Origin of the sequence: Limosilactobacillus antri DSM 16041, assembly GCF_000160835.1 — a bacterium.
In the GTDB taxonomy this organism is placed as follows: Bacteria; Bacillota; Bacilli; order Lactobacillales; family Lactobacillaceae; genus Limosilactobacillus; species Limosilactobacillus antri.
Map to the genome: position 1 here is coordinate 678,734 of NZ_GG700732.1, position 20,971 is coordinate 699,704.

General features: G+C 52.7%; 25 protein-coding genes. 2 read left to right on the forward strand and 23 right to left on the reverse strand.

The features are described from left to right. Positions 1–31: 31 nt before the first annotated feature. The 22 genes from HMPREF0494_RS03280 to HMPREF0494_RS03385 all read right to left on the reverse strand — a co-directional run bounded on the left by HMPREF0494_RS03280 (position 32) and on the right by HMPREF0494_RS03385 (position 18,225). A complete protein-coding gene (locus HMPREF0494_RS03280) occupies positions 32–331 on the reverse strand; it encodes a glycine cleavage system H family protein (protein WP_007123510.1) in 300 nt (99 codons plus the stop codon). A gap of 14 nt (positions 332–345) precedes the next feature. Next, positions 346–1,539, reverse strand: coding sequence for an FtsW/RodA/SpoVE family cell cycle protein (locus HMPREF0494_RS03285; protein WP_007123511.1), 1,194 nt, complete (start codon positions 1,537–1,539; stop codon positions 346–348). Positions 1,540–1,592: 53 nt separating this feature from the next. After that, positions 1,593–1,817, reverse strand: coding sequence for a DUF2969 domain-containing protein (locus HMPREF0494_RS03290; protein WP_007123512.1), 225 nt, complete (start codon positions 1,815–1,817; stop codon positions 1,593–1,595). Between the two features lie 12 nt (positions 1,818–1,829). Further along, a complete protein-coding gene (gene yidD, locus HMPREF0494_RS03295; RefSeq protein WP_040458720.1) occupies positions 1,830–2,069 on the reverse strand; it encodes a membrane protein insertion efficiency factor YidD in 240 nt (79 codons plus the stop codon). A gap of 5 nt (positions 2,070–2,074) precedes the next feature. Next, on the reverse strand, positions 2,075–3,070 hold the full coding sequence (mreB, locus tag HMPREF0494_RS03300; RefSeq protein WP_007123514.1) for a rod shape-determining protein: 996 nt from the start codon (positions 3,068–3,070) through the stop codon (positions 2,075–2,077). A gap of 96 nt (positions 3,071–3,166) precedes the next feature. Further along, positions 3,167–4,492 (reverse strand): UDP-N-acetylglucosamine 1-carboxyvinyltransferase, encoded by a 1,326-nt coding sequence (gene murA, locus HMPREF0494_RS03305; protein ID WP_007123515.1) that lies wholly within the window; start codon positions 4,490–4,492, stop codon positions 3,167–3,169. A gap of 16 nt (positions 4,493–4,508) precedes the next feature. Further along, the gene (locus HMPREF0494_RS03310; RefSeq protein ID WP_007123516.1) at positions 4,509–4,781 is read right to left on the reverse strand and encodes a DUF1146 family protein; all 273 of its coding nucleotides are present in this window, start codon (positions 4,779–4,781) and stop codon (positions 4,509–4,511) included. Between the two features lie 207 nt (positions 4,782–4,988). After that, positions 4,989–5,417, reverse strand: a complete 429-nt coding sequence (locus HMPREF0494_RS03315; RefSeq protein WP_007123517.1) for a F0F1 ATP synthase subunit epsilon — start codon at positions 5,415–5,417, stop codon at positions 4,989–4,991. A 13-nt stretch (positions 5,418–5,430) separates the two neighbouring features. Continuing rightward, a complete protein-coding gene (gene atpD / locus HMPREF0494_RS03320) occupies positions 5,431–6,858 on the reverse strand; it encodes a F0F1 ATP synthase subunit beta (protein ID WP_007123518.1) in 1,428 nt (475 codons plus the stop codon). 25 nt (positions 6,859–6,883) lie between these two features. Then, the gene (locus HMPREF0494_RS03325) at positions 6,884–7,831 is read right to left on the reverse strand and encodes a F0F1 ATP synthase subunit gamma (protein WP_040458722.1); all 948 of its coding nucleotides are present in this window, start codon (positions 7,829–7,831) and stop codon (positions 6,884–6,886) included. Positions 7,832–7,868: 37 nt separating this feature from the next. After that, a complete protein-coding gene (atpA, locus tag HMPREF0494_RS03330) occupies positions 7,869–9,401 on the reverse strand; it encodes a F0F1 ATP synthase subunit alpha (RefSeq protein WP_007123520.1) in 1,533 nt (510 codons plus the stop codon). Positions 9,402–9,433: 32 nt separating this feature from the next. Continuing rightward, entirely contained in the window at positions 9,434–9,976 is a 543-nt protein-coding gene (atpH, locus tag HMPREF0494_RS03335) for an ATP synthase F1 subunit delta (protein ID WP_007123521.1), read from the reverse strand. Beyond that, entirely contained in the window at positions 9,966–10,484 is a 519-nt protein-coding gene (gene atpF, locus HMPREF0494_RS03340) for a F0F1 ATP synthase subunit B (RefSeq protein ID WP_007123522.1), read from the reverse strand. Before atpF ends, atpH begins: the two co-directional genes overlap by 11 nt. A 46-nt stretch (positions 10,485–10,530) precedes the next feature. Then, positions 10,531–10,749 carry a F0F1 ATP synthase subunit C gene (gene atpE, locus HMPREF0494_RS03345; protein WP_003666561.1) on the reverse strand — a complete coding sequence of 73 codons (219 nt, stop codon included), beginning with the start codon at positions 10,747–10,749 and terminating at the stop codon, positions 10,531–10,533. Between the two features lie 24 nt (positions 10,750–10,773). Next, entirely contained in the window at positions 10,774–11,481 is a 708-nt protein-coding gene (gene atpB / locus HMPREF0494_RS03350) for a F0F1 ATP synthase subunit A (RefSeq protein ID WP_003712848.1), read from the reverse strand. Between the two features lie 449 nt (positions 11,482–11,930). Beyond that, positions 11,931–12,689, reverse strand: coding sequence for a YibE/F family protein (locus tag HMPREF0494_RS03355; protein WP_007123523.1), 759 nt, complete (start codon positions 12,687–12,689; stop codon positions 11,931–11,933). Continuing rightward, a complete protein-coding gene (locus HMPREF0494_RS03360) occupies positions 12,686–13,801 on the reverse strand; it encodes a YibE/F family protein (RefSeq protein WP_040458723.1) in 1,116 nt (371 codons plus the stop codon). Before HMPREF0494_RS03360 ends, HMPREF0494_RS03355 begins: the two co-directional genes overlap by 4 nt. A gap of 118 nt (positions 13,802–13,919) precedes the next feature. Next, positions 13,920–14,555 (reverse strand): uracil phosphoribosyltransferase, encoded by a 636-nt coding sequence (upp, locus tag HMPREF0494_RS03365; RefSeq protein ID WP_003712850.1) that lies wholly within the window; start codon positions 14,553–14,555, stop codon positions 13,920–13,922. Positions 14,556–14,646: 91 nt separating this feature from the next. Continuing rightward, positions 14,647–15,675, reverse strand: coding sequence for an L-threonylcarbamoyladenylate synthase (locus tag HMPREF0494_RS03370; RefSeq protein WP_007123525.1), 1,029 nt, complete (start codon positions 15,673–15,675; stop codon positions 14,647–14,649). Between the two features lie 5 nt (positions 15,676–15,680). Beyond that, on the reverse strand, positions 15,681–16,553 hold the full coding sequence (gene prmC, locus HMPREF0494_RS03375) for a peptide chain release factor N(5)-glutamine methyltransferase (protein WP_007123526.1): 873 nt from the start codon (positions 16,551–16,553) through the stop codon (positions 15,681–15,683). Continuing rightward, on the reverse strand, positions 16,546–17,634 hold the full coding sequence (prfA, locus tag HMPREF0494_RS03380) for a peptide chain release factor 1 (protein WP_007123527.1): 1,089 nt from the start codon (positions 17,632–17,634) through the stop codon (positions 16,546–16,548). Before prfA ends, prmC begins: the two co-directional genes overlap by 8 nt. 3 nt (positions 17,635–17,637) lie before the next feature. Then, the gene (locus tag HMPREF0494_RS03385; RefSeq protein ID WP_007123528.1) at positions 17,638–18,225 is read right to left on the reverse strand and encodes a thymidine kinase; all 588 of its coding nucleotides are present in this window, start codon (positions 18,223–18,225) and stop codon (positions 17,638–17,640) included. Positions 18,226–18,396: 171 nt separating this feature from the next. On the opposite strand from HMPREF0494_RS03385, the gene HMPREF0494_RS03390 reads away from it, so the two are divergent. Together HMPREF0494_RS03390 and HMPREF0494_RS03395 are read left to right on the forward strand one after the other, a co-directional pair. Further along, positions 18,397–19,734, forward strand: a complete 1,338-nt coding sequence (locus HMPREF0494_RS03390; RefSeq protein WP_007123529.1) for a Mur ligase family protein — start codon at positions 18,397–18,399, stop codon at positions 19,732–19,734. Beyond that, the gene (locus tag HMPREF0494_RS03395; RefSeq protein WP_007123530.1) at positions 19,734–20,441 is read left to right on the forward strand and encodes a type 1 glutamine amidotransferase; all 708 of its coding nucleotides are present in this window, start codon (positions 19,734–19,736) and stop codon (positions 20,439–20,441) included. The genes HMPREF0494_RS03390 and HMPREF0494_RS03395 overlap by 1 nt, the downstream gene beginning before the upstream one ends. Positions 20,442–20,483: 42 nt before the next feature. On the opposite strand, the gene HMPREF0494_RS03400 is transcribed toward HMPREF0494_RS03395, so the two are convergent. Then, complete coding sequence (locus tag HMPREF0494_RS03400; RefSeq protein WP_007123531.1) at positions 20,484–20,945, reverse strand: arginine repressor; 462 nt, start codon at positions 20,943–20,945, stop codon at positions 20,484–20,486. Positions 20,946–20,971 lie beyond the last annotated feature (26 nt).

Here is a 20,971-nt window from a genome sequence, read left to right on the forward strand (position 1 = left end):
TTCGCGTTTCATTAGTTTGTGTTAGTCGTGCTTATTTCACCGCCACAATCCAGTTTTGCTGGTCGTCGCTGCTTGACAGGGCTTCCGGCTGGTCAGCCAGCTGTTCGTTGACGGCGACGATCGTCCCCGCCACCGGGCTTTCCAAGTCGGTAACGGCCTTTTCGGCTTCCAGGGAGATGAACTTCCCCCCGACCGTCAATTCCGTTCCCACAGCGGGCAGGTCGATAAAGCTGACCTGGCCCAGGTCGTCACGGCCCTGGTCGTTTAAGCCGACCCGGATGGTTCCGTCAGCCTGCTGTTTCGTCCAAAAATACGTATTCTTCGTCGCCATTGCGCAATCCTCCGTTATCTAAATTCCTTATTGCTGCTAAACATGTAGGAATGGTGGTGGTAACGCATCGACATCACCATTCCAATCCCAATCAGGTTACCAATCAATGACGACCCCCCGGCGCTGATGAAGGGCAGCGGGATCCCGGTCAGCGGCAGCAAACCGATGTTCATCCCGATGTTTTCAAAAACGTGGAAGAGGATCATCATAATGACCCCGGTGGAGATGTAGGCGTAAAATTCATTTTTGGTATCAAAGGTCACCCGGATCATCAGGTAGATCAGCAGCAGGTAAATCAGGATCAGCAGGACCCCGCCGATAAAACCGAAGTTTTCCCCAATTACCGAGAAAATCATGTCTGATTCCCGAACCGGCACGTACACCTTGGAATTGTTAAAGCCCGTCCCGGTAATTCCCCCGGAGCCGACTGCCTTAATACTCTGCCACAGCTGGTAGCCCTGGTTGGTCGTATCCTGTTCCGGATGCAACCAGGTGTCGACCCGGTCAAACTGGTAGGCCTGAAAGCCAATGTGTTCCAGGATGGTCCGGCCAACCGTACTGGTAACCATCGCTAAGACCGCCCCGCCAATTGCGGAGATTCCAATAATGGCCGGCGCCAGGATCCGCCAGGTCACCCCGGAAACCAGGATCATCCCGGCAAAAATGGCACAGAACACCAGCGCGGTCCCAAAGTCATTTTGGAAGTGGAGGGAGATCAGGATTGGCAAGAGCCACAAAAACATGGTCCCAATCAACCGCCAGTCAGACTGGACGGTGTGGACCGGGTAGCGGTTGTTATGGGTTGTAATGACCCGCCCCATCATTAGAATATAGGCCGGTTTCATGATTTCCGATGGTTGGAAGGTAAACGGCCCGATGGCAAACCAGCTCTTGGCCCCCGTGTTCACGTAGTACGACCGGCTGTAAAATACCAGGATCGCAAACATCAGGAAAATACTGAACCAATAGACGATTGGTGCCAGCTTCCAGAGCTGTTCCGAGTCAAACTGCATAATGACCACCACTAGGATCGTCCCAATGACGTACCAAACCAGCTGGGTAATTACCTGCCGGGCGACACTCGTCGGTTGCTGGTCATGCACTGCCGCGACGTAAATCGACGCCAGACCGATCAAGGCGAGCATCAGCACACAGAAAATAATTCCCCAGTCAATCCGACTCTCCTCATCATTTTGCGAATGTTGCATTACCTAACTCCTTTATGCCAGATTTTTTCACAAGAACCCTTGCGACCACTAAGCTACCGCTGGTGGAGATGGTATTGCTGCAGGACCATTTCCAGGCCCTCTTCTTGTGAGCGGACGTTGAACTCACTCTGGTCGGCGGTCAGGATGGCCTTAAACCGTTCCTTGTCGGTAACCACCTCGCCAATCAACCGGCGGCCGATAAAAATCTGCTGCACCGGTTGCTGGTGCCGTTCAATGTCCTTAACGCTTACTTCAATCTTTTTATCTTTCTTTGCCACTTTTTCACCTTTTCATTCGTGCTGCCGCTGGAACGTGAAGTGCTCCGGGACGGGGTCATAGCCGCCCCGGCAAAACGGTTGGCACCGCAACAGACGGGCAATCCCCAATAACAGCCCCTTGAGGCCAAAGCGCTGCAAGGCCTCCAGCATATACTGCGAGCAGGTGGGATAGAACCGGCAAACCCGGTAGGGCCGCCGGGCCGACACACCCCGTTGGTACCAGCGAACCAGCTTACATAGCAAACGAACCATTCACACTACTTCTTCTTGCTATCCGTCTTTTGCATCCGTTCCAGCATCTCGCCGGCACCTTTGGCAACGTTATCCAGCGGATCCTGGGAAACGACTACCGGAACCTTGAGTCGGGAGCTGAAGAGCTGGTCAAGGCCGTTTAGCAGGGAAGTCCCACCGGTGAGGACAATCCCCCGGTCAATGATGTCACTCGCCAGCTCTGGCGGGATGGTTTCCAAAACGTTTACCGTTGCCGTCACGATCTGGTCAAGGGTGTCGTGGAGCGCCTCTTCCATTTCGTTTTGGTTAACGGTAATCTGCTTCGGCATTCCGCTAGCCACGTCCCGACCGCGAACGTCCATTTCCTTTGGCTCGTCCACCTGCAGGGCCGTCCCGATTTCCATCTTGATGTTTTCCGCGGTGTGTTCGCCGATTACCAGGCCGTGCTTGTCCTTAATGTAGGCAGCAATGTCACTGTTCATCTTGTCACCAGCCAGGCGAATGGATTGACTAGCAACGATGTCACCCAGAGAAAGGATCGCGATGTCGCTGGTCCCCCCACCCATATCGATTACCATGCTGCCGCGGGGCTTGAAGATGTCCAAGCCGGCGCCGATGGCCGCCACTTTGGGTTCGTATTCCAGGTAGACCTTGCCACCGCCAGATTGCTCGGCCGCCTGAATAATCGCCTTCCGTTCAATTTCGGTAATATTGGTTGGCGCACAGATCATGATGTTTGGCTTGGACATAAAGCCCTTGACGCTTAACTTGCCAATGAAGTAGGAAAGCATCTCCTGGGTCACGTCAAAGTCCGAAATCACCCCATTCTTCAGCGGACGGATTGCCCGAATGTTGCTTGGGGTCCGGCCGACCATCCGGTAAGCTTCCGAACCGACCGCCAGCACCTTGTTGGTCTGGGTATCGATTGCGACCACCGATGGTTCGTTCAAGACAATGCCCTTGCCCTGCACATAAATCAGAACGTTGGCCGTCCCCAAATCAATTCCAATATCTTTAGCCATTCAACTTATCTCCTTTGTGCTTTTACTTGATGTTACTTCCCGGCGGCATCCACCAGGTAATGAGATTGACAATATCGTTGGTATTATACCACAAATTTACTCCCGCTCACTGCCCTTGTTTTGCTGACGCGGCTGTTCCGGCTTGATCTTAAACTTCTCTTTAATATCAAGGCGGTCGATCTGCGCACCTAATTGGCGGAGCTTTTGGTAAAAGTCATGGTAGCCGCGGTCAAGGCAGGCGGGGTTGCGGACCTGGGTAATGCCCGTAGCCGCTAAGCCGGCGAGGACCAATGCCGCCCCGGCACGCAGGTCCGTGGCGGTCACCTCGGCCCCGCTAAAGTGGGTCGGTCCATCAAGGACGGCCACCGGACCGGCCACCTGGAAGTCGGCGTTCATCCGCCGCAGTTCTTCAAGATGGTTAAAGCGCTGCTCAAAGACGTGCTCCTCCATCGTGCTGGTGCCGTTAGCGAGCAGCTGGAGGACCGTCATCTGCGGCTGCAGATCGGTTGGGAAGCCGGGGTAGGGCATCGCCTTGACGTTGGCTGGGATCAGGACGGCAGTCCCTAAAACCCGGATGCCGTCGTCCTGCCTGATCACCGTTACCCCCATTTCCTCAAGTTTGGCAATCAGGGAGGCATTGTACTCGGCCACCGCGTTTTGAACGATAACGTCGCCGTTAGTCACCGCCGCGGCCAGCATCCAGGTCCCTGCTTCAATCCGGTCAGGGGCGACCGTGTATTCCGCGCCGTGGAGGTAGTAGACCCCCTGGATTCGGATGACCTTGCTCCCCGCACCGTGCACCCGGCCGCCCATCTTGTTGAGCAGGTTGGCGAGTTCCACGACTTCGGGCTCGCAGGCCGCGTTTTCAATGGTGGTGATTCCCTCGGCCATCGTCGCCGCCATCATCAGGTTTTCCGTTGCCCCGACGCTGGGAAAGTCCAGCGTAATCCGGGCACCCACCAGGTGGTCACACCGCGCTTCGATAAAACCGGCGTCCTGTTTAATGCTGGCCCCCAGTTTGCGCAGGCCCGCCAGGTGGAGGTCAATCGGCCGGGCACCGATCGAACAGCCCCCCGGCAGTGCAATCCGTACTTGTCCGGTCCGGGCCAGCAACGGACCCATCACCAGCAGCGACGCCCGCATCTGGTTGACGTATTCAAAGGGAGCTTCCGCAGACAGGGGGAAGCTGCCATTGATAACCAGCTGTCGCTGCTGTTCCCCATAGGCGGTTTTGAGGTTCAAAAAGCGGAGCAAGCGGTTCATCACCTGGACATCCGTTACCGGGGGAACGTTGTTCAGGGTCACAGTCCCTTGAACCGCTAAGATGGCCGCTGCCTGGAGGGGCAGCACCGCATTTTTCGAGCCCTCAACGGCAACCTTCCCCTGCAACGGCCGACCGCCCTTAATAATTATCTTTTCCATTCTTTCCTCCGTCCCCTCAGCGAACCAAGTAAGTCAAGTTGCCAATCGCCGTTAAAATCCCTAGAAAGAAGTTGGCACATAGGTAGCCAACCGCGGTTGACAATAGCACAATTGCTAACGGCAGCGTCCGTGGCGGCCGCTTAAAAAGGCGTTCGACGTGAAAACCTTGGATTGCCGTAAACGCCAGCCAGATAAAAACAAATTGCACAATAATTTCCAATAAAGCGTGGACACCCGTCATCTGCACTTGATCGCCCTCTTTTGTATAAACTAAGTTGTATGATAGCATACGGACGGTTAAAAAGGGCCGTTCCCGGCAAAGTTTAACTTTTTATTAAAAGTGCGATGACTCGCCCGGCTGCCTGCGTGGTGGCCGATCCACGCCGGTTATTGTTCAAAGGACACAAAAAAAGCGGTTGCCAAGCGTCAACTCAGCAGCTGCTTTTTTATCGGCGGGGACTGGGCCGCCCCCACCATGACTAATCAAGATAGCCAATTATTCTTTGCTGTACTTAGATGCGTTCAAACGGTTAATCGCCCGTTTAAGGTGAGCTTCCGCCCGCGCCAGGCCGTCATTATCATGATGGCTCTTCGCTTCCTTAATCGCCGCTTCTGACCGTTCCTTCGCATTTTGGGCTCGTTCGATATCAATTCGTTCGGGCATTTCCGCACTATCCGCGGCAATCAGCGCCTCGTGACCATCAAACTGGATGATCCCCCCGTTGACCGCTGCGACTTCGTCTTCGCCTTCATCATGCTTAATCCGAACAACACTGATTTCCAGAGAAGCAAGCAATGGCACGTGGTTCGCCATGATCCCCATTTGACCACCAGAAGTGTTCAGAATGATCATCGTCGCCTCATCGTTGTTGTAGACGGTGCCATCAGGAGTAATAATCGTGACCTTAAATTTACTATCAGCCATCCCTTATCCCTCCTTATTTCTTTGCGTTGTCTGTGTCAGCGTCTGCCTTTAATTTCTTTGCTTTTTCGACAGCATCATCGATCGTGCCGACCAGCCGGAATGCTTCTTCCGGCAGGTCATCGTACTTACCATCAAGAATGGCCTTGAAGCCCTTAACGGTATCCTTTAACGGCACGTACTTCCCTGGCGTCCCCGTGAACTGTTCAGCAACACTGAAACTCTGGGACAGGAAGTTTTGAATCCGCCGGGCCCGGGCAACGATCGTCTTTTCTTCATCGGACAATTCATCCATCCCCAGGATTGAGATGATGTCTTGCAGTTCGTGGTACCGCTGAAGAACGTGTTGAACTTGGGTAGCTACTTCGTAGTGTTCCTTACCAACGATTTCTGGAGTCAGCGCCGTTGAGGTTGATTCCAGCGGATCCACGGCGGGGTAAATCCCGATTTGGGTCAGCCGCCGTTCCAGGTTGGTCGTAGCGTCCAAGTGGGCGAAAGTCGTTGCAGGAGCTGGGTCGGTGTAGTCATCGGCAGGCACGTAAACGGCCTGAATTGACGTAATCGACCCCTTCTTGGTCGAAGTAATCCGTTCCTGCAACTGACCCATTTCAGTCGCCAGCGTTGGCTGGTAACCAACGGCAGAAGGAATCCGGCCCAGCAGGGCGGAAACTTCTGAACCGGCTTGGGTAAACCGGAAAATGTTATCGATGAACAAGAGCACGTCCTGGCCCTTGACGTCACGGAAGTATTCCGCAATTGTCAGCCCAGTCAGGGCAACCCGCATCCGGGCACCAGGCGGTTCGTTCATCTGACCGTAAACCATGGCAGTCTTTTCCAGAACCCCAGAGGCCTTCATTTCGTAGTACATATCGTTACCTTCACGGGTCCGTTCACCAACCCCAGTGAAGACAGAAATACCATTGTGACCTTGGGCAATATTGTGAATCAATTCCTGGATCAAAACGGTCTTACCAACACCGGCACCACCGAACAGACCAATCTTACCACCACGAACATACGGAGCCAGCAGGTCAATCACCTTGATCCCGGTTTCCAGAATTTCCGTGTTGTTGTTTAATTCGTCGTATTTTGGTGCGTCACGGTGGATTGGCATCCGCTTTGCATCAGGGCCAAATTCCGGTCCGTTGTCAACTGGTTCACCTAAGACGTTGAATACTCGTCCCAGAGTATCATCACCAACCGGTACGCTAATTGAAGCACCGGTGTTTTCGACTTCCATTCCCCGTTGCAGACCATCGGTTCCGTCCATGGCAATCGTCCGAACGACACCGTCACCCAATTCCAGAGCAACTTCGGTCGTTAAGGTCTTGTCATCACTTTCCTTGATCTTCAACGCGTCATTAATTTCAGGAAGCTTTTCGTCTAAGGGGAACTCAACATCGACAACTGGTCCGATAACTTGTACAACTTTACCAGAACTCATGTTGTTTCCTCCTACGTTAGAAATATTATTCTTGGGCAGTCATCCCACCGGTAATTTCAGTAATTTCGGTGGTGATGGCCGCTTGCCGTGCACGGTTATACTGCAATTCCAGCGTTGAGATAATGTCATCGGCATTATCCGTCGCGGAACGCATCGCATTTGCACTTGAGGAGTGCTCGGACGTCTTGGCATCCAGCAGTGCCCCATAAATCAAGCTCTCTGCATACTGGGCAACCAGCGCAGAAACAATTACCGTATCTGACGGCTCAAACTCATATTCAGCTGAGACGTGAGCAGAAGTAACGTCACTGTTATCCAGTGCGGCCTGCTTGTCTGGCATCTTGCCATCCACATCCAGCAGGGAGTCTTCGGTAATCGGCAAAACCTTGTGCGTAATGACCTTGGATGAAATCCGGTTGACGTAATGGCTGAATACCAGGTACATCTCGTCAAATACTTGGTCATTGTACATTTGCACTGCGGTCCGGACAATTGGCAGGGCCTTGCGGAAGGTCGGTACATCGGTCACCCCGGTGTACTGATAAACAATGTTCATCCCGCGCTTTTTGAAAAATTCCGTCCCGGTTTTACCAATCGTCAGAAAAACGGTGTTGTCCTTGTTCAGCTTGTGCTCATCCATCAGCGCCAGGGTTTGCTTGATAATGTTACTGTTGTAACTCCCAACCAGGCCCCGGTCTGAGGTAACCACAAAGATTCCAGTCTTCTTTACTGGACGCTTTTTAAATAGTGCAGCGTAAACATCGTCCTGCGAGGCGGCAGATGTGGCACTGTGAGATTTAACCAGATCAGCCAACATCTGCTTAACCTTTTCCGCGTAGACTTCGTAGGTTTGAGTATGGTGTTGAATTTGATTCAGTTTAGCAGTTGAAACCATCTGCATGGCAGAGGTAATCTGCCGGGTACTCCGTGTCGACTCAATTTTATGTTTAACTGCAGCAAGTGAAGCTGGCACTAAATCTCACCGTCCTTTCGACTAGTATTAATCAACATTACTTTGCCGCGGCCTTTTTCTGGTCGTCACTGGTCTGGAAAGACTTCGTGAAATCAGCCACTGCGTTCATCAGGGCATCGCCTTCAGGCAACTTCCCGGTCTTTTGAATACTGTCGTAAAGGTCTTGGTGATTGGCGTGCATGTAAGCAGCTAATTCGCTTTCGTAACGCTGAACGTCATCCAACGGCACCTTATCAATAAAGCCGCGGGAGAGGGCAAACAGGGTTACGACCTGCTGGCTAACCGTTTGCGGTTCGTGCAGGCCCTGCTTTAAGACTTCCATCGTCCGTTGACCACGGGCTAACTTAGCCTGGGTCGCTTCATCCAGGTCAGAACCGAACTGGGCAAAGGAGGCTAATTCGTTGTAGGACGCAATATCCAAACGCAGGGTCCCGGCAACCTTCTTCATCGCCTTAACTTGGGCGTCACCACCAACCCGGGAAACAGACGTCCCAGCATCAATGGCTGGCCGCTGACCGGCGTAGAATTCATCGGAATCCAAGAAGATCTGACCATCGGTGATGGAAATAACGTTCGTTGGAATGTAGGCGGAAACGTCCCCCGCTTGGGTCTGAATGATTGGCAGGGCGGTCATTGAACCACCACCGAGGTCATCAGACAAACGAGCAGCCCGTTCCAGCAGCCGTGAGTGGGTGTAGAAGATATCACCAGGGTAAGCTTCACGACCCGGTGGCCGCCGCAGAATCAGGGAAAGTTCACGGTAGGCATCGGCCTGCTTGGAAAGGTCATCGTAAATGATCAAAACATCCTTGCCGCCGAACATGAACTCTTCCCCCATCGCTGCCCCAGCATATGGCGCAATGTAAAGCATTGGCGCTGGGTTGGAGGCACTCGCGGACACCACGATCGTGTAGTCCAGGGCACCGTAGCGACGCAGGGTTTCTACGTTCGCCCGGACAGTTGATTCCTTTTGGCCGATGGCAACGTAAATACAAATTACGTCCTGGTCCTTTTGGTTAATGATCGTGTCAAGCGCGATCGCGGTCTTCCCAGTCTTCCGGTCACCAATGATCAACTCACGCTGACCCCGACCAATTGGAACCAAGGCGTCAATCACCTTAATCCCGGTTTGCAGAGGAACGCTAACACTCTTCCGCTCCATCACCCCTGGAGCCTTCCGTTCAATTGGACGCGTCTTGGTCGTCTTGATTTCACCCAGGCCATCGATTGGCCGGCCCAGGGGATCAACAACCCGTCCCAGTAATTCATCACCGACGGGTACTTCCATGATTCGACCCGTCCGTTTAACAGTGTCACCTTCACGAATGCCGCTGAAGTCACCTAAAATAACGATACCAACATCATTACTTTCGAGGTTTTGGGCCATCCCGTAAACACCGTTGCTAAATTCGAGCAACTCACCAGCCATGACGTTTTCCAAGCCATCAGCACGAGCAACACCATCACCAACGTAGGTTACCGTCCCAGTTTCTTCAACGGAAACCTGGTTTTGGTAGTTGGCAAGCTGTTTCTTGATGAGTGAACTGATTTCCTCAGTTTTAATGCTCATAAAGGTCTCACCTCTTTAACAAAAGATCTAAATTATCTAACTAGTAAACGACGAATTTGCTTAATCTTTGAGCTGAGACTACCGTCAAGCGTCTTATGATCCGCATGGACGATAACCCCACCTAAAATTGCAGGATCAACGTGCTCGTTTAAGACAACCTCGTTCGCGCCAAAGCGCTTCGCCAGGTTGTCCGCAAGCTGGTCCCGTTGTTGTTTATCGAGTTGGATCGCTGTAACAACGTCGGCATGCATCCGCTTATTGCGCTGGTCATACCGCCGCTCAAACTCATCAATAATTGCGACCAGACAATCAATGCGGCCGTAATCAAAAAGCATCTGAATCAGGTTTTGTACAGATTGGGAAGCACCCGTCTGCAAGGCACTGACCAGGGCTTTTTTGTCATCGAAGGCCATTTGAACGCCAGCTAGGGCGCTCTCCAGTCCCTCGTTGTCCTCAAAGACTTGGCGCAAAGCAATCAATTCTTGATAAGTCTGATCGATTTCGTTGTCTGCATCGACCAATTCAAACAGTGCCCGGGCATAGCGGCGGGCAACCGTCTTCTTATCAAGACTCATGTTCTACCAACCCTTCGATGTAGGAGTCGATCAATTCTTTTTGATCGTCTGCCTTTAATTCCTTTTGGATGAGTTTGGAAGCAATCTCAATAGATAAGTTTGCAACGTCATCCTTTGCACCGTTCAAGGCGTCGCGCCGTGCCTGTTCAGCATCTTGCTGCGCCTGTTGTTTGAGTGCTTGAGCATCGTTTTGTGCTGCCTCAACAATTTGTGCTCGTTGTGTTTCGGCTGACTTCTTGGCATTGTTGACAATGTCAGCAGCTTCTTGACGTGAATTTTGCAGTTCTGCTTGGCGCTTAGCGGCCATCTTTGCCGCACTCTCACGGGACCGGGCAGCATTGTCGATATCACTGGCAATCTTGTCGGCCCGCTTCTTCATCATGTCAGTAACTGGACCCCAAGCGAAGTGCTTGACCAGCAACATCAGGATAATGAAGGTGACAATGTAGAAAATCAGGTCACCAACGTATAAACTGTTTGATTCAGCTAACACATTGTTCACAAACATCTATTGACACCTCCTTGTCTAAATAAAAAATAAGTGATTGCAATAATTACTTGTTCATAACAAGGAAGCCGATAACGATCGCGATGATCGGCATGGCTTCAATCAAACCAACACCGATGAACATCGTTGCTTGTAGACGACTTTGTAATTCTGGTTGACGAGCGATACTGTCGACAGTGTGACCGATTAAGATACCATCACCAATACCACCACCGATAGCGGCACCCATAGCAGCGAGTCCTGCAGCAATTGCACCTAATGCCATTTTAAAATTCCTCCTTAGAGATTATTATTCGGAAACCTTCCGAGAAATATAAACCGTCGTTAATGTTACAAAGACATATGCCTGGATTGAACCAATGAATACCGAGAAGCCTTGCCATGCAAGCTCCAACAGCAATCCGGGGATAATTGTCAATGCACCATGTGAAAAGGCCATGTTGGCAATTAAACTCATTAATAGTTCACCGGCAAAAATGTTACCAAAGATACGGAGACCCAGCGTCAAGAAGTTAGCAAAGTCTTCAATGATGTTAACCGGCATCATCAGTAAGAATGGCTTTGTATAGCCCTTTAAATAGCCGCCTAAACCGTTGTGTGCCACCCCGGCAAAGTGGGCCAGGGCCATTACCATCAGTGAGAACGTTAACGTAACGACAGGGTCCGCCGTTGGACTTCTAAGCACTTCCGCACCGTTCCAATGGAACTGGAAGATCAGACCGAACTGGTTAGCGAAGAAGATGAAGACAAAGAGAACGAAAGCAAAGAAACTATAATGGCCCTGTTCTGATGCCGGCATCTGGCTCCGGACAATCCCGTTGGTAAAGTCGACCAGCCATTCAAACACGTTTTGTGCACCGGTCGGCTTCATCTTGATCTTTCGTGACATCCCGTAAAGAGTGAAGAACACGATTGCGTAGATAATCAGTCCAGAAACAATGTTCGTTGTATTGAACGTAAGTCCGAAAAGCTTAAAAGTTAAAGCATCACCGCCCATTCATATTCCACCTCTTTCCTTATAACAATAATTTGGCTGTAAATTGGAAAACGTCGCAAAGAAAACGAATTAGCCCAAGTTACGATAGTTAATATATCATTATTTGCCGTAAATTTCAAAAAACATTAGACAAATAGGACAAATCTGATTAACTGTTTGGCCGCGTCACGACGCGCTTTCAACGTAATTTCAACGCTTCTTGGGGTTGGTTTATCATTCATACTAATTGAATTTTAATCCAGCCCATTATCGGGACTTAACCCAACCGGGAAGGAAAAGGGAGCGAGATAGAACTCGGTTACGACCTCGTCATTCGACACGCAGCTAGTCTTTAGAGAGCACAAATAGAGGCCTAGAGTTCGGCTTTGCCGAGCTTTAGGCCTCATTTGTGTACCGCGCTATTCGATTTTCAACTTAGTAATAGTTCTTACGTCACAGCTCCTTGGTTTTCACCGCGGGGCCACCTTGCTGCGGCGCTTAGTCATGATCCACGCCGTCGTCGGTACCGTCAGCAGCACGCCGATAAAGGAAATCAGGATTTCAATCATCTCGGCCACAAAGATTTTATTATTCATAATCGTCCCGAGCGAGTAGTGCAGACCGGCGAACCAGATAAAAAGGGCTAAAAAACCGCCGAAAAAGCCGAAAAACAGAGTATTGAGGGTCGTCCCAATAATTTGCCGGCCGATCGCCATCCCGCTGCGCAGCAACTGCCGGTCGCTCGCCTCCGGGTGGGTTGTGAGGATTTCGGTCAGGCCGGCCGAAATTGCCATTGCCGCCTCGGCGATCGCCCCCAGAGTACTCAAGGTTGTCACCGTGATCAGCACCTTAAAGTAGCTGATGCCGATCAAAATCGACATCCCTTCCAAGTCATCACTGTCTTCGGTCCCGAAGCCCTGCACCATCGCCCAGTGTTCAACCAGGACAATTAGCAAGATCAAGACCGCGGTCACGATTAGCGAGGCGTAAAAAGCGGTCACCGTCGTTCGAAGGTCGTCCTCCCCCATAAAAATTGTCACCGCCAGGATAATGATTCCGGTCGTCACCGTCACGAAGAGCGGCGGCACGTGAAAGGCAATCAGGACAATGGCAAAGTAAAGGAAGCCAAAGTTTAACAGGAGGCTCAAAAATGCCGTCCACCCCTGTTTGCCACCCACTAGCACCATCAGCACTAACAGGACCAGCCCCAAAGCCGTAATCGTACTCATTTTAACGTTCGCCTCCCCAATAAGAGTGCCCCAAAGCCGCTGACCAGCGGGACAGCCAGTACAATCCCAATCCCGCTGACCAGGCTCTGCACCGTTCCCAGGCTCATGTTCATCGCAAAGGTGTAGCCCCAGGAATTTCCATTTTTAATGTAGAGCAGGCTCGAGGTAAAAGTGTCGGCCATAAAAATCAGGAAGAGTACGTTGACCAGCGGGCCCATGATCGACTTGCCGACGCTACGTCCCGATAAGAAGAGCGTGGTCCGAGAAACTGCCGGGTTGAGCTGCTTTAGTTCAAAGAGGGTCGCAATAATGTCGCTGGATTCGTCCATTACCGCCCCCAAGGAGCCCAGCAGAGTTTCCGCCAGAAAGAGCGGCCGGGGAATCTGGGTAACGTACTGCATGGATTCATAGTAAATCCCCCGCTCATGGGTCCAGTTAAAGACCAGCAGGCTGACCCCTAGGGCAGTAAAGGTCCCAATAATCGTCGCCGCCGCGGTAGCCAGCATTTTCTTCGTCGGCCCCAAAATCAGCAGGAGGCTGACGACCGTAAAAATAACCGCGAGGGACCCAAAGATCAGCATGACGTGTTCCCCGTTGTTTTTCAAATCGATTATGATTGCCAGGATAAAGAGGATGGTATTGACCAGGACGCTAAGCAGGGCCAGGGCTCCCGCACTGCCCATCATCATTAGCAAGAGCAGGCAGACCAGCCAAAACAGGAAGACGATCACGCCGTCACGTTTGTAGCCCGCCACGTTTGCACTCAGGCGGCCATGCCGGCTTTTGAGCTGGCTTAAAAAGAGCTGGTCGCCCCGGTGGTAGCGCAGGTCCATCGGCTGCGAGTCGCTGTAAGTGTTGCTTACCGTTAGCTGCTGCCCCCGTGCTGCCGTGTTGAGAAGCCGGACCGTTAGGCGCTGCTGGTGTTGATGGTCGACATTTTGAAACTGGTCACTGGTCCGGCGAACCGCGCCCGGCTGAACCCGCTCGACCCGGGCAATCGGCCGCTGGTAAAATTGCTGGTTATGGCTGGTAAAAAACAAGGCTGCCGCCCCCACTAGACTGAGGACCAGCAGCAGGACTAGCCGCCACCGCGACCAGTAGTGCTCTAACATCTTGGGCATCCCCTTCACTTCAAACTAATTGCCATTGTACCCTTTTCTGGATAATAAAAAAGCAGCCGCCCGCAAGTTTTACCTTTTCATAACGGTTGCTTTTTTCAAATTGAACGATCTACTTAGTCCCGAAGAGCCGGTCACCGGCGTCCCCTAATCCAGGAACAATGTAGCCATCAGCATTCAGGTGGTCGTCCAGCCCGGCGGCGTAAATGTCCACGTCAGGGTAGGCTTCGCGAACGGCCTTCACCCCTTCTGGCGCCGCGACCAGGCAGGCAAACTTCATGTTCTTCTCCTGGCAACCCCGCTTCTTCAGCGCTTCAATCGCCATCATGGCAGAACCACCGGTGGCCAGCATCGGGTCAACGATGAAGAGCTGCCGTTCGGTAATGTCGTTGGGCAGCTTGACAAAGTACTCGTGCGGCTTCAGCGTCTTTTCGTCCCGGTACATTCCGATAAAGCCAATCTTGGCTGCCGGAATCAGGTCCGTCATTCCGTCAACCATGCCGAGCCCGGCCCGGAGAATTGGAATAATGGCAACCTTCTTTCCGGCCAGTTCCTTCTTAGTGGTCTTGGCAATTGGCGTCTCCACCTCAACGTCCTTTAGCGGCATATCCCGCGCCACTTCGTACGCCATTAAGGTTGAAATTTCCTTCACCGTTTCCCGGAAGAATTTTGTTCCGACGTTCTTATCACGAATCATCGTCAACTTATGCTGGATCAGCGGGTGATCCATAACTTCAAATTTTCCCATGCCAAAAACACTCCTTTGAATTTCTCCACTATTTTACCAAAAAAAATGAGAAGTTGTTAGCTTCCCACAATATTTTTTCGTGCTTTGCTCATTATTTTACTTGCGCCGGATCAAAGTGAGCCCCACCGGCAGATTTATTAAGCCGGTTCATGTAGGCCCGGCCCAGGTTCTTTGCGGGAAAGGCCTCAGTGACAATCGCCTTGACGTTAGGCTGGTCATCAAAGCCCCGCAGGCCATCGAACAGACGGGCACTGGCGTCTGCTACTCCCGTCCCAAGTGAAAACTGGACCGCGTTCATCGGCAGGGTCAGCTGCTGGAGGATCTGCTCTTCGGCCATCACACCAACGTCGAAGGGCTGCTGAGCAATCCAGCGAACAACCGTTGACCAGTCGGTTCCGTCATCAACAATGTAGACCTGAGCACTCGGGGCGTAGTGCTTATACTTCATCCCCGGTGCCTTGGGCGTTTCGTTTTTGCCAACCTGGTGGTGGTTGAGGTCAATCGACCCGATTACCCCCTCGATGTCCTGCTTGGTGACGGCACCCGGCCGCAAAATTACCGGAGTTTCCGTCGACATATCCAGCACCGTCGATTCCACCCCGACCCGGGTCGGCCCGTCATCCAGGATCCCGGTAATCTTGCCGTTTAGGTCATGGTAAACGTGCTGGGCAGTCGTCGGGCTCGGTTTGCCAGAAGTATTAGCAGATGGGCCGACAATCGGCACACCCGCCTTGCCGATTAAATCAAGGGTTGGCTGGTTATCCGGAAAACGGAAGGCAACCGTCGACAGGCCGCCGGTCACCGTCTTGGAAAGGGCCCCCCGCTTGATTTTTAAAATAATCGTCAAGGAGCCCGGCCAGAACGCGGCCATTAGTTTGCGGGCCTTTTCCGGAATTTCCGCCGCGTACTGTTCAACCATTGCGACCGAATTGACGTGGACAATCAGCGGATTATCGCTTGGCCGCCCCTTCGCCAGGTAAACGTTCTTTACCGCCGGCTCATTCGTCGCGTCGGCGCCTAACCCGTAAACCGTCTCCGTGGGAAAGGCCACTAGCTCGCCCCGTCGGATTGCGGCCGCGGCTTCGTCAATTTGGTTTAGCCGATAAATCTTGGTATTCATTCTTGCTAATTTCCTCCTGTGCCAGAAAAATCCCATGCGTGTATCATCCTCATTTTGCCAGCCACGTCATGGCGGACCGCCATCCGGGCTTGTTGATCACACCGCTTTAACAGTGCCTGAATGCTTTGTTCCTGGTCATACCCCGTTTCGCCAAAGAGCTGACCGCTTGGTCTCAGGTGCCGGCCGGCCTGTTCAAAGAGGCGGTGGTAAAAGCCCAGACCGTGTTCATCAGCGAAGAGCGCAACCCGCGGTTCGTTCTCCAAGACTGCCTGATCCATCAGCGCCGTAGCGGCCGGATCAATGTAGGGCGGGTTGGTTACAATCACATCGTAGCGCTGGTCCGCCAGGTTGGCAAACAGGTCGCTCTCTACTAGCGGCAACGCCAGCTGGTGCCGCTGGGCATTTTCCCGGGCCACTGCCAGGGCGGCCGGAGAAATATCGCTCAGCGTTACCGACCAGCAGGGCCGTTCTAAGGCCAGCGTAATCCCAATTACCCCACTGCCGGTCCCCAAGTCCAGCACGCGCAGCTCACGGTCCGCTGGCAGAGCGGCGAGCACCCATTCAACCAGCTCGGCCGTCTCGGCCTCTGGTACCAAGACCGCAGGGGTCACCTTAAACTGGCGGCCGTAAAAGCTCGTTTGCCCAACAATGTACTGGGCGGGAACGTGGTTGAGCAGCTGGGCGACCGCCCGTTGAAACCAGGTAATTTCGTCTGCCGGCATCTGCTCCCGGTTATGGAGGAGTAAATGGGTTGTATCCCAGTCGTGGCGCTGTTCTAACAAAAACTGCGGCGCGCTGGGGTCGACATCGCTTGCTACAAGCTGTCCAGCCGCCCAGCGCTGGGCCGCAAAGTAGGTCCAGGCCTGGCGGCTACTCATTGCGCAGCTGCTCCAGCTTTTCGGTCTGGTCCGCCACAATTAGGGCCTCGATGATCTCATCAAGTTCTCCGGACATGATCTTGTCCAGCTTGTTTAAGGTCAGGCCAATCCGGTGGTCGGTGACCCGGTTTTGCGGGTAGTTGTAAGTCCGGATCCGTTCAGAACGGTCCCCCGTCCCGATGGCGTTCTTCCGCTTTTTATCGTAGGCGTTTTGTTCCTTTTGCTGGTAGTAATCATAGACCCGTGACTTCAGGATCCGCATCGCTTTGGCCCGGTTTTGCTGCTGGGACCGTTCGTCTTGCATTGCCACCACGATCCCGGTCGGCAGGTGGGTCATCCGAACCGCCGATGAGGTCTTGTTGACGTGCTGACCACCGGCACCACTAGACCGGTAGACGTCAACCCGGATGTCCTTGGGGTCGATGTCAACGTCGACGTCCTCGGCTTCTGGCATTACCCCCACGGTTGCGGTGGAAGTGTGGACCCGGCCCGCGGATTCAGTTACCGGTACCCGCTGAACCCGGTGGGCACCGTTTTCAAACTTGAGCTTGGAGTAGACGTTAGTTCCCGTAATCATCAGGGCAATTTCCTTGAAGCCACCGACTTCGGTTTCGCTCTTGTCGACCACTTCAACCTTCCAACCCTGCTTTTCCGCGTAGTGAAGGTACATATTATAGAGGTCGGCTGCGAAGAGGCTGGCTTCATCCCCACCGGCGGCGCCGCGGATTTCCATAATGATGTTCTTGTCGTCATTGGGGTCCTTGGGGATCAACAGGACTTCCAGTTCCTTTTCCAACTGTTCCTGACGCTCCTTGGACTCCGCCAGTTCATCCTTGGTCATCGCCGCCAGGTCGGGATCGTCGGTTTCCCGCAGCATTTCCTCGTCATCCTTGATGGTTTGGGTGACCTGCTTGTACTCGTTGTACTTTTCAACCGTTTCCCGCAAGCTCCCCTCTTCCTTCGATAGCTTCATAAAGCGCTGGGAATCCGCGATTACCTCCGGGTCGCTGATCAGTTCGTTCAATTCGTCGTACCGGTCAGCAACCGCCTGAAGTTTGTCGAAGATTTCTGAAATTTCCATTAATTAGTCCTCCTCTTTCTTTGCTAGTTGTGGGTGAAAGTAATGCTTGCGGCAGACCGGGTAGTACGACTCGTTGCCGCCAATCTGGACCTGCTCCCCCTCGTAAACCGGCTGGCCATCGTGAATCCGCAGGTTCATCGTCGCCTTGTGCGGACAGAACCAGCAGATGGTCTTCATTTCCTCAATCTTATCGGCGTAAATCAGCAGGTACTTGGCCCCCTCAAAGAGCTCGTTGCGGAAATCATTCTTGAGGCCAAACGCCATTACGGGAATGTCCAGCTCGTCGACAATCTTGATTAGCTGCAAAATATGTTCTTTTTTCAAGAACTGTGCTTCGTCGATCAGCACGCAGTAGACCTGGTGGTCGATATTCTTAACGTAATCATAAATATTCGTATCGTCCATCACCGGCTGGACCCGCCGTTTAAGGCCGATCCGGCTCGCGATTACCCCTTGCCCAGAGCGGTTATCAACCCCGCTGGTCATCAAAACGACCGGCTTGCCCTGTTCCTCATAGTTATGGGCAACCTTGAGGATGTCAATGGACTTCCCCGAATTCATTGCACCGTATTTAAAAAATAGCTGTGCCACGTCTGCTTGCTCCTTTTTTGCATAGTAATTTCATTATATCTGAAAGAGCGGGGCTTTTAAATACTTCCCCTATCCCGGGCCCCATTCTAACCTAATCACTTTTATTTTTCGAACAATAAGGTTAGAATAAATAATCATTATTTCCTTTGGGGGTAGGAAGGAGCTAATCTAATGTCTATTCGTAGTACGATTGCGGAACGGGTTGGCCGGTCCAGCTACTGGTTTTTGCACCACTTCCGCAACGGGGGCAGCTCGCTGCCCGGTCAACTGACCTTACTGATTGATCCCCATATTTTACGCAGCTTCAGCGAACGATACGACCTGGTGATCGTCACCGGGACAAACGGCAAAACACTCACCACGGCCCTGAGCACCCGGGTCTTGCGGACCAAGTATGAACAGGTGCTGACTAATTCGACCGGTTCCAACATGGAGCAGGGCATCGTGACCACCTTTATCACGGCGCCCCGGCCCCACCAAAAGGGGCTCGCCGTCTTAGAAGTGGACGAAGCCAACGTGATTAAGGTGACCCAGTTTATCAAGCCGGCCGCCTTTGTCTTCACCAACATCTTCCGCGACCAAATGGATCGTTACGGGGAAATCTATACCACTTACGATAAAATCCTGGCGGGCGTTCGTCGCGCTCCGCAAGCGACCGTGATTGCCAACGGCGATGAACAAATTTTCCACAGTCAGGATTTGCCGAACCCGGTTGTCTACTATGGCTTCGCCCATGAACACCGGGAGGCCTTTGACGCCCCGGCCAATACTGACGGGCTGCTCTGTCCAAAGTGCCAGCACATCCTCCGCTACCACCTGCGAACCTATGCCGGTCTGGGCGATTACTTCTGCCCCCACTGTGGTTTTCACCGGCCGAAGCTGACCTACGCAGTGACAAAGCTGGATGAGTTGACCCCCACCAAATCAACCTTTGAAATTGATGGGCACGAATACACCATCAACGTCGGCGGCCTTTACAACATTTATAACGCCCTGGCGGCCTATGCCGTCGGCCGCCAATTTGGCGTCAGTCCGGAACAGATCCGGACGGCCTTTGAAAGTGACGAGCGGGTCTTCGGCCGGCAAGAAGTGATCAACGTCGCCGGTAAGGAGGTCACCCTGATTTTGGTTAAAAATCCGGTCGGGCTTAATCAGGTCCTGAACATGATTGCTACCGACCAAGAGCCGTTTAGCCTCGGCTTCCTGCTCAACGCTAATTATGCGGATGGGATTGACACCAGTTGGATCTGGGACGGCAACTTTGAGCAGTTTGCCCAAGCAGACGTCCGCCAGTACCTCGTCGGCGGCGAACGCTACCGGGACATCCGGACCCGCCTGGAGATGGCCGGGGTGGATAAACTCTGGGAAGAACCGAACCTGGGCCAAGTAATCCAAAAGATCAAGGAACTGCCGACCAAGCGGGTCTACCTCCTGGCAACCTATACGGCGGTGCTCCAGCTACGCAAACTGTTAGCCGAGCAAAAGTACATCAAAGGAGGAATGGACTAATGGCAAAGTACCACTTGCGTCTCGCCCACCTTTACGGCAACTTGCTAAACACATACAGCGACGTGGGCAACATCATTGCTTTACGCTACTATGCCCAGCAGATGGATGCCGACATCGCCGTCGAGGTCATCAGTATCGACGATGATTTCGCCCCCGACCGCTTTGACATCGCCCTGTTCGGCGGCGGGCAGGACTATGAGCAGTTCGTAGTTGCCAAGGACCTTCCCCAAAAACGGGCGGCAATCAAGAAGTTCATCGATGATAACAAGCCCCTCCTGGCCATTTGCGGTGGCTACCAATTGCTGGGCCACTACTACATCGGTGCTAACGGCGAAAAGATCCAGGGCTTGGGCCTGCTGGACCACTATACCCTGAGCCAGGACCACCACCGCTTCATCGGCAACATTACCATTAAAAATGAGGAAAATGGCCAGGAATACCACGGCTTTGAAAACCACAACGGCCGAACCTTTCTTGGCAAGGGGGAACGACCGTTGGGGACCGTGGTATCCGGCAATGGCAATAACGGCGAGGACGGTACGGAAGGGGCAATTTACAAGGAAGTCTACTGTTCATACTTCCACGGACCGATTCTGACCCGGAACGGCGAGATCGCCAAGCACCTCCTGCTGACGGCCCTGCACAATAAGTATCCAGAAGCAGACTTGACAGCCGCTGAATCTTTGCAAATCAAACCTACATTTTAAACTATTAAACGGCTCCGAGAGCAATTCTCAGGGCCGTTTTTATTAGCCATTCATATGGTCCATGATCAACTGGTAAACCTTCTGCGCGTCTTCCGGGGTCTTACTGATTAGGATCAGCGTATCATTCCCCGCCAGCGTCCCAATCACCTCCGGCACGTCCAGCTCATCAAACATCCCCGCGAGGATTGTCGCATAGCTGGAGTTCAGTTCCGTCTTAACCACGTTGATAAATTGAACCGTTTCAATCGTCCGGACGTTATTACGAATACCTAGGTACAGGCGGTCGTAGTTATGTGCCGGGTCCTTTTGCAGCTGGACGTAGTAGGTATGACCATTGGCATCGCTGGATTTGACGATGTTGAGGGTGTGAATATCACGTGAAATCGTCGCCTGGGTGGTTTCAATCCCGGCATCGGTGAGCAGCTGCAGCAGCTCATCCTGGGTTTCAATTTTTCTTTCATTAACTAACTGGGCAATAAAGCGCCGGCGCTCTTTGCGGTCCATCTCGGCTCCCCCTCCTTGGCTCTAGC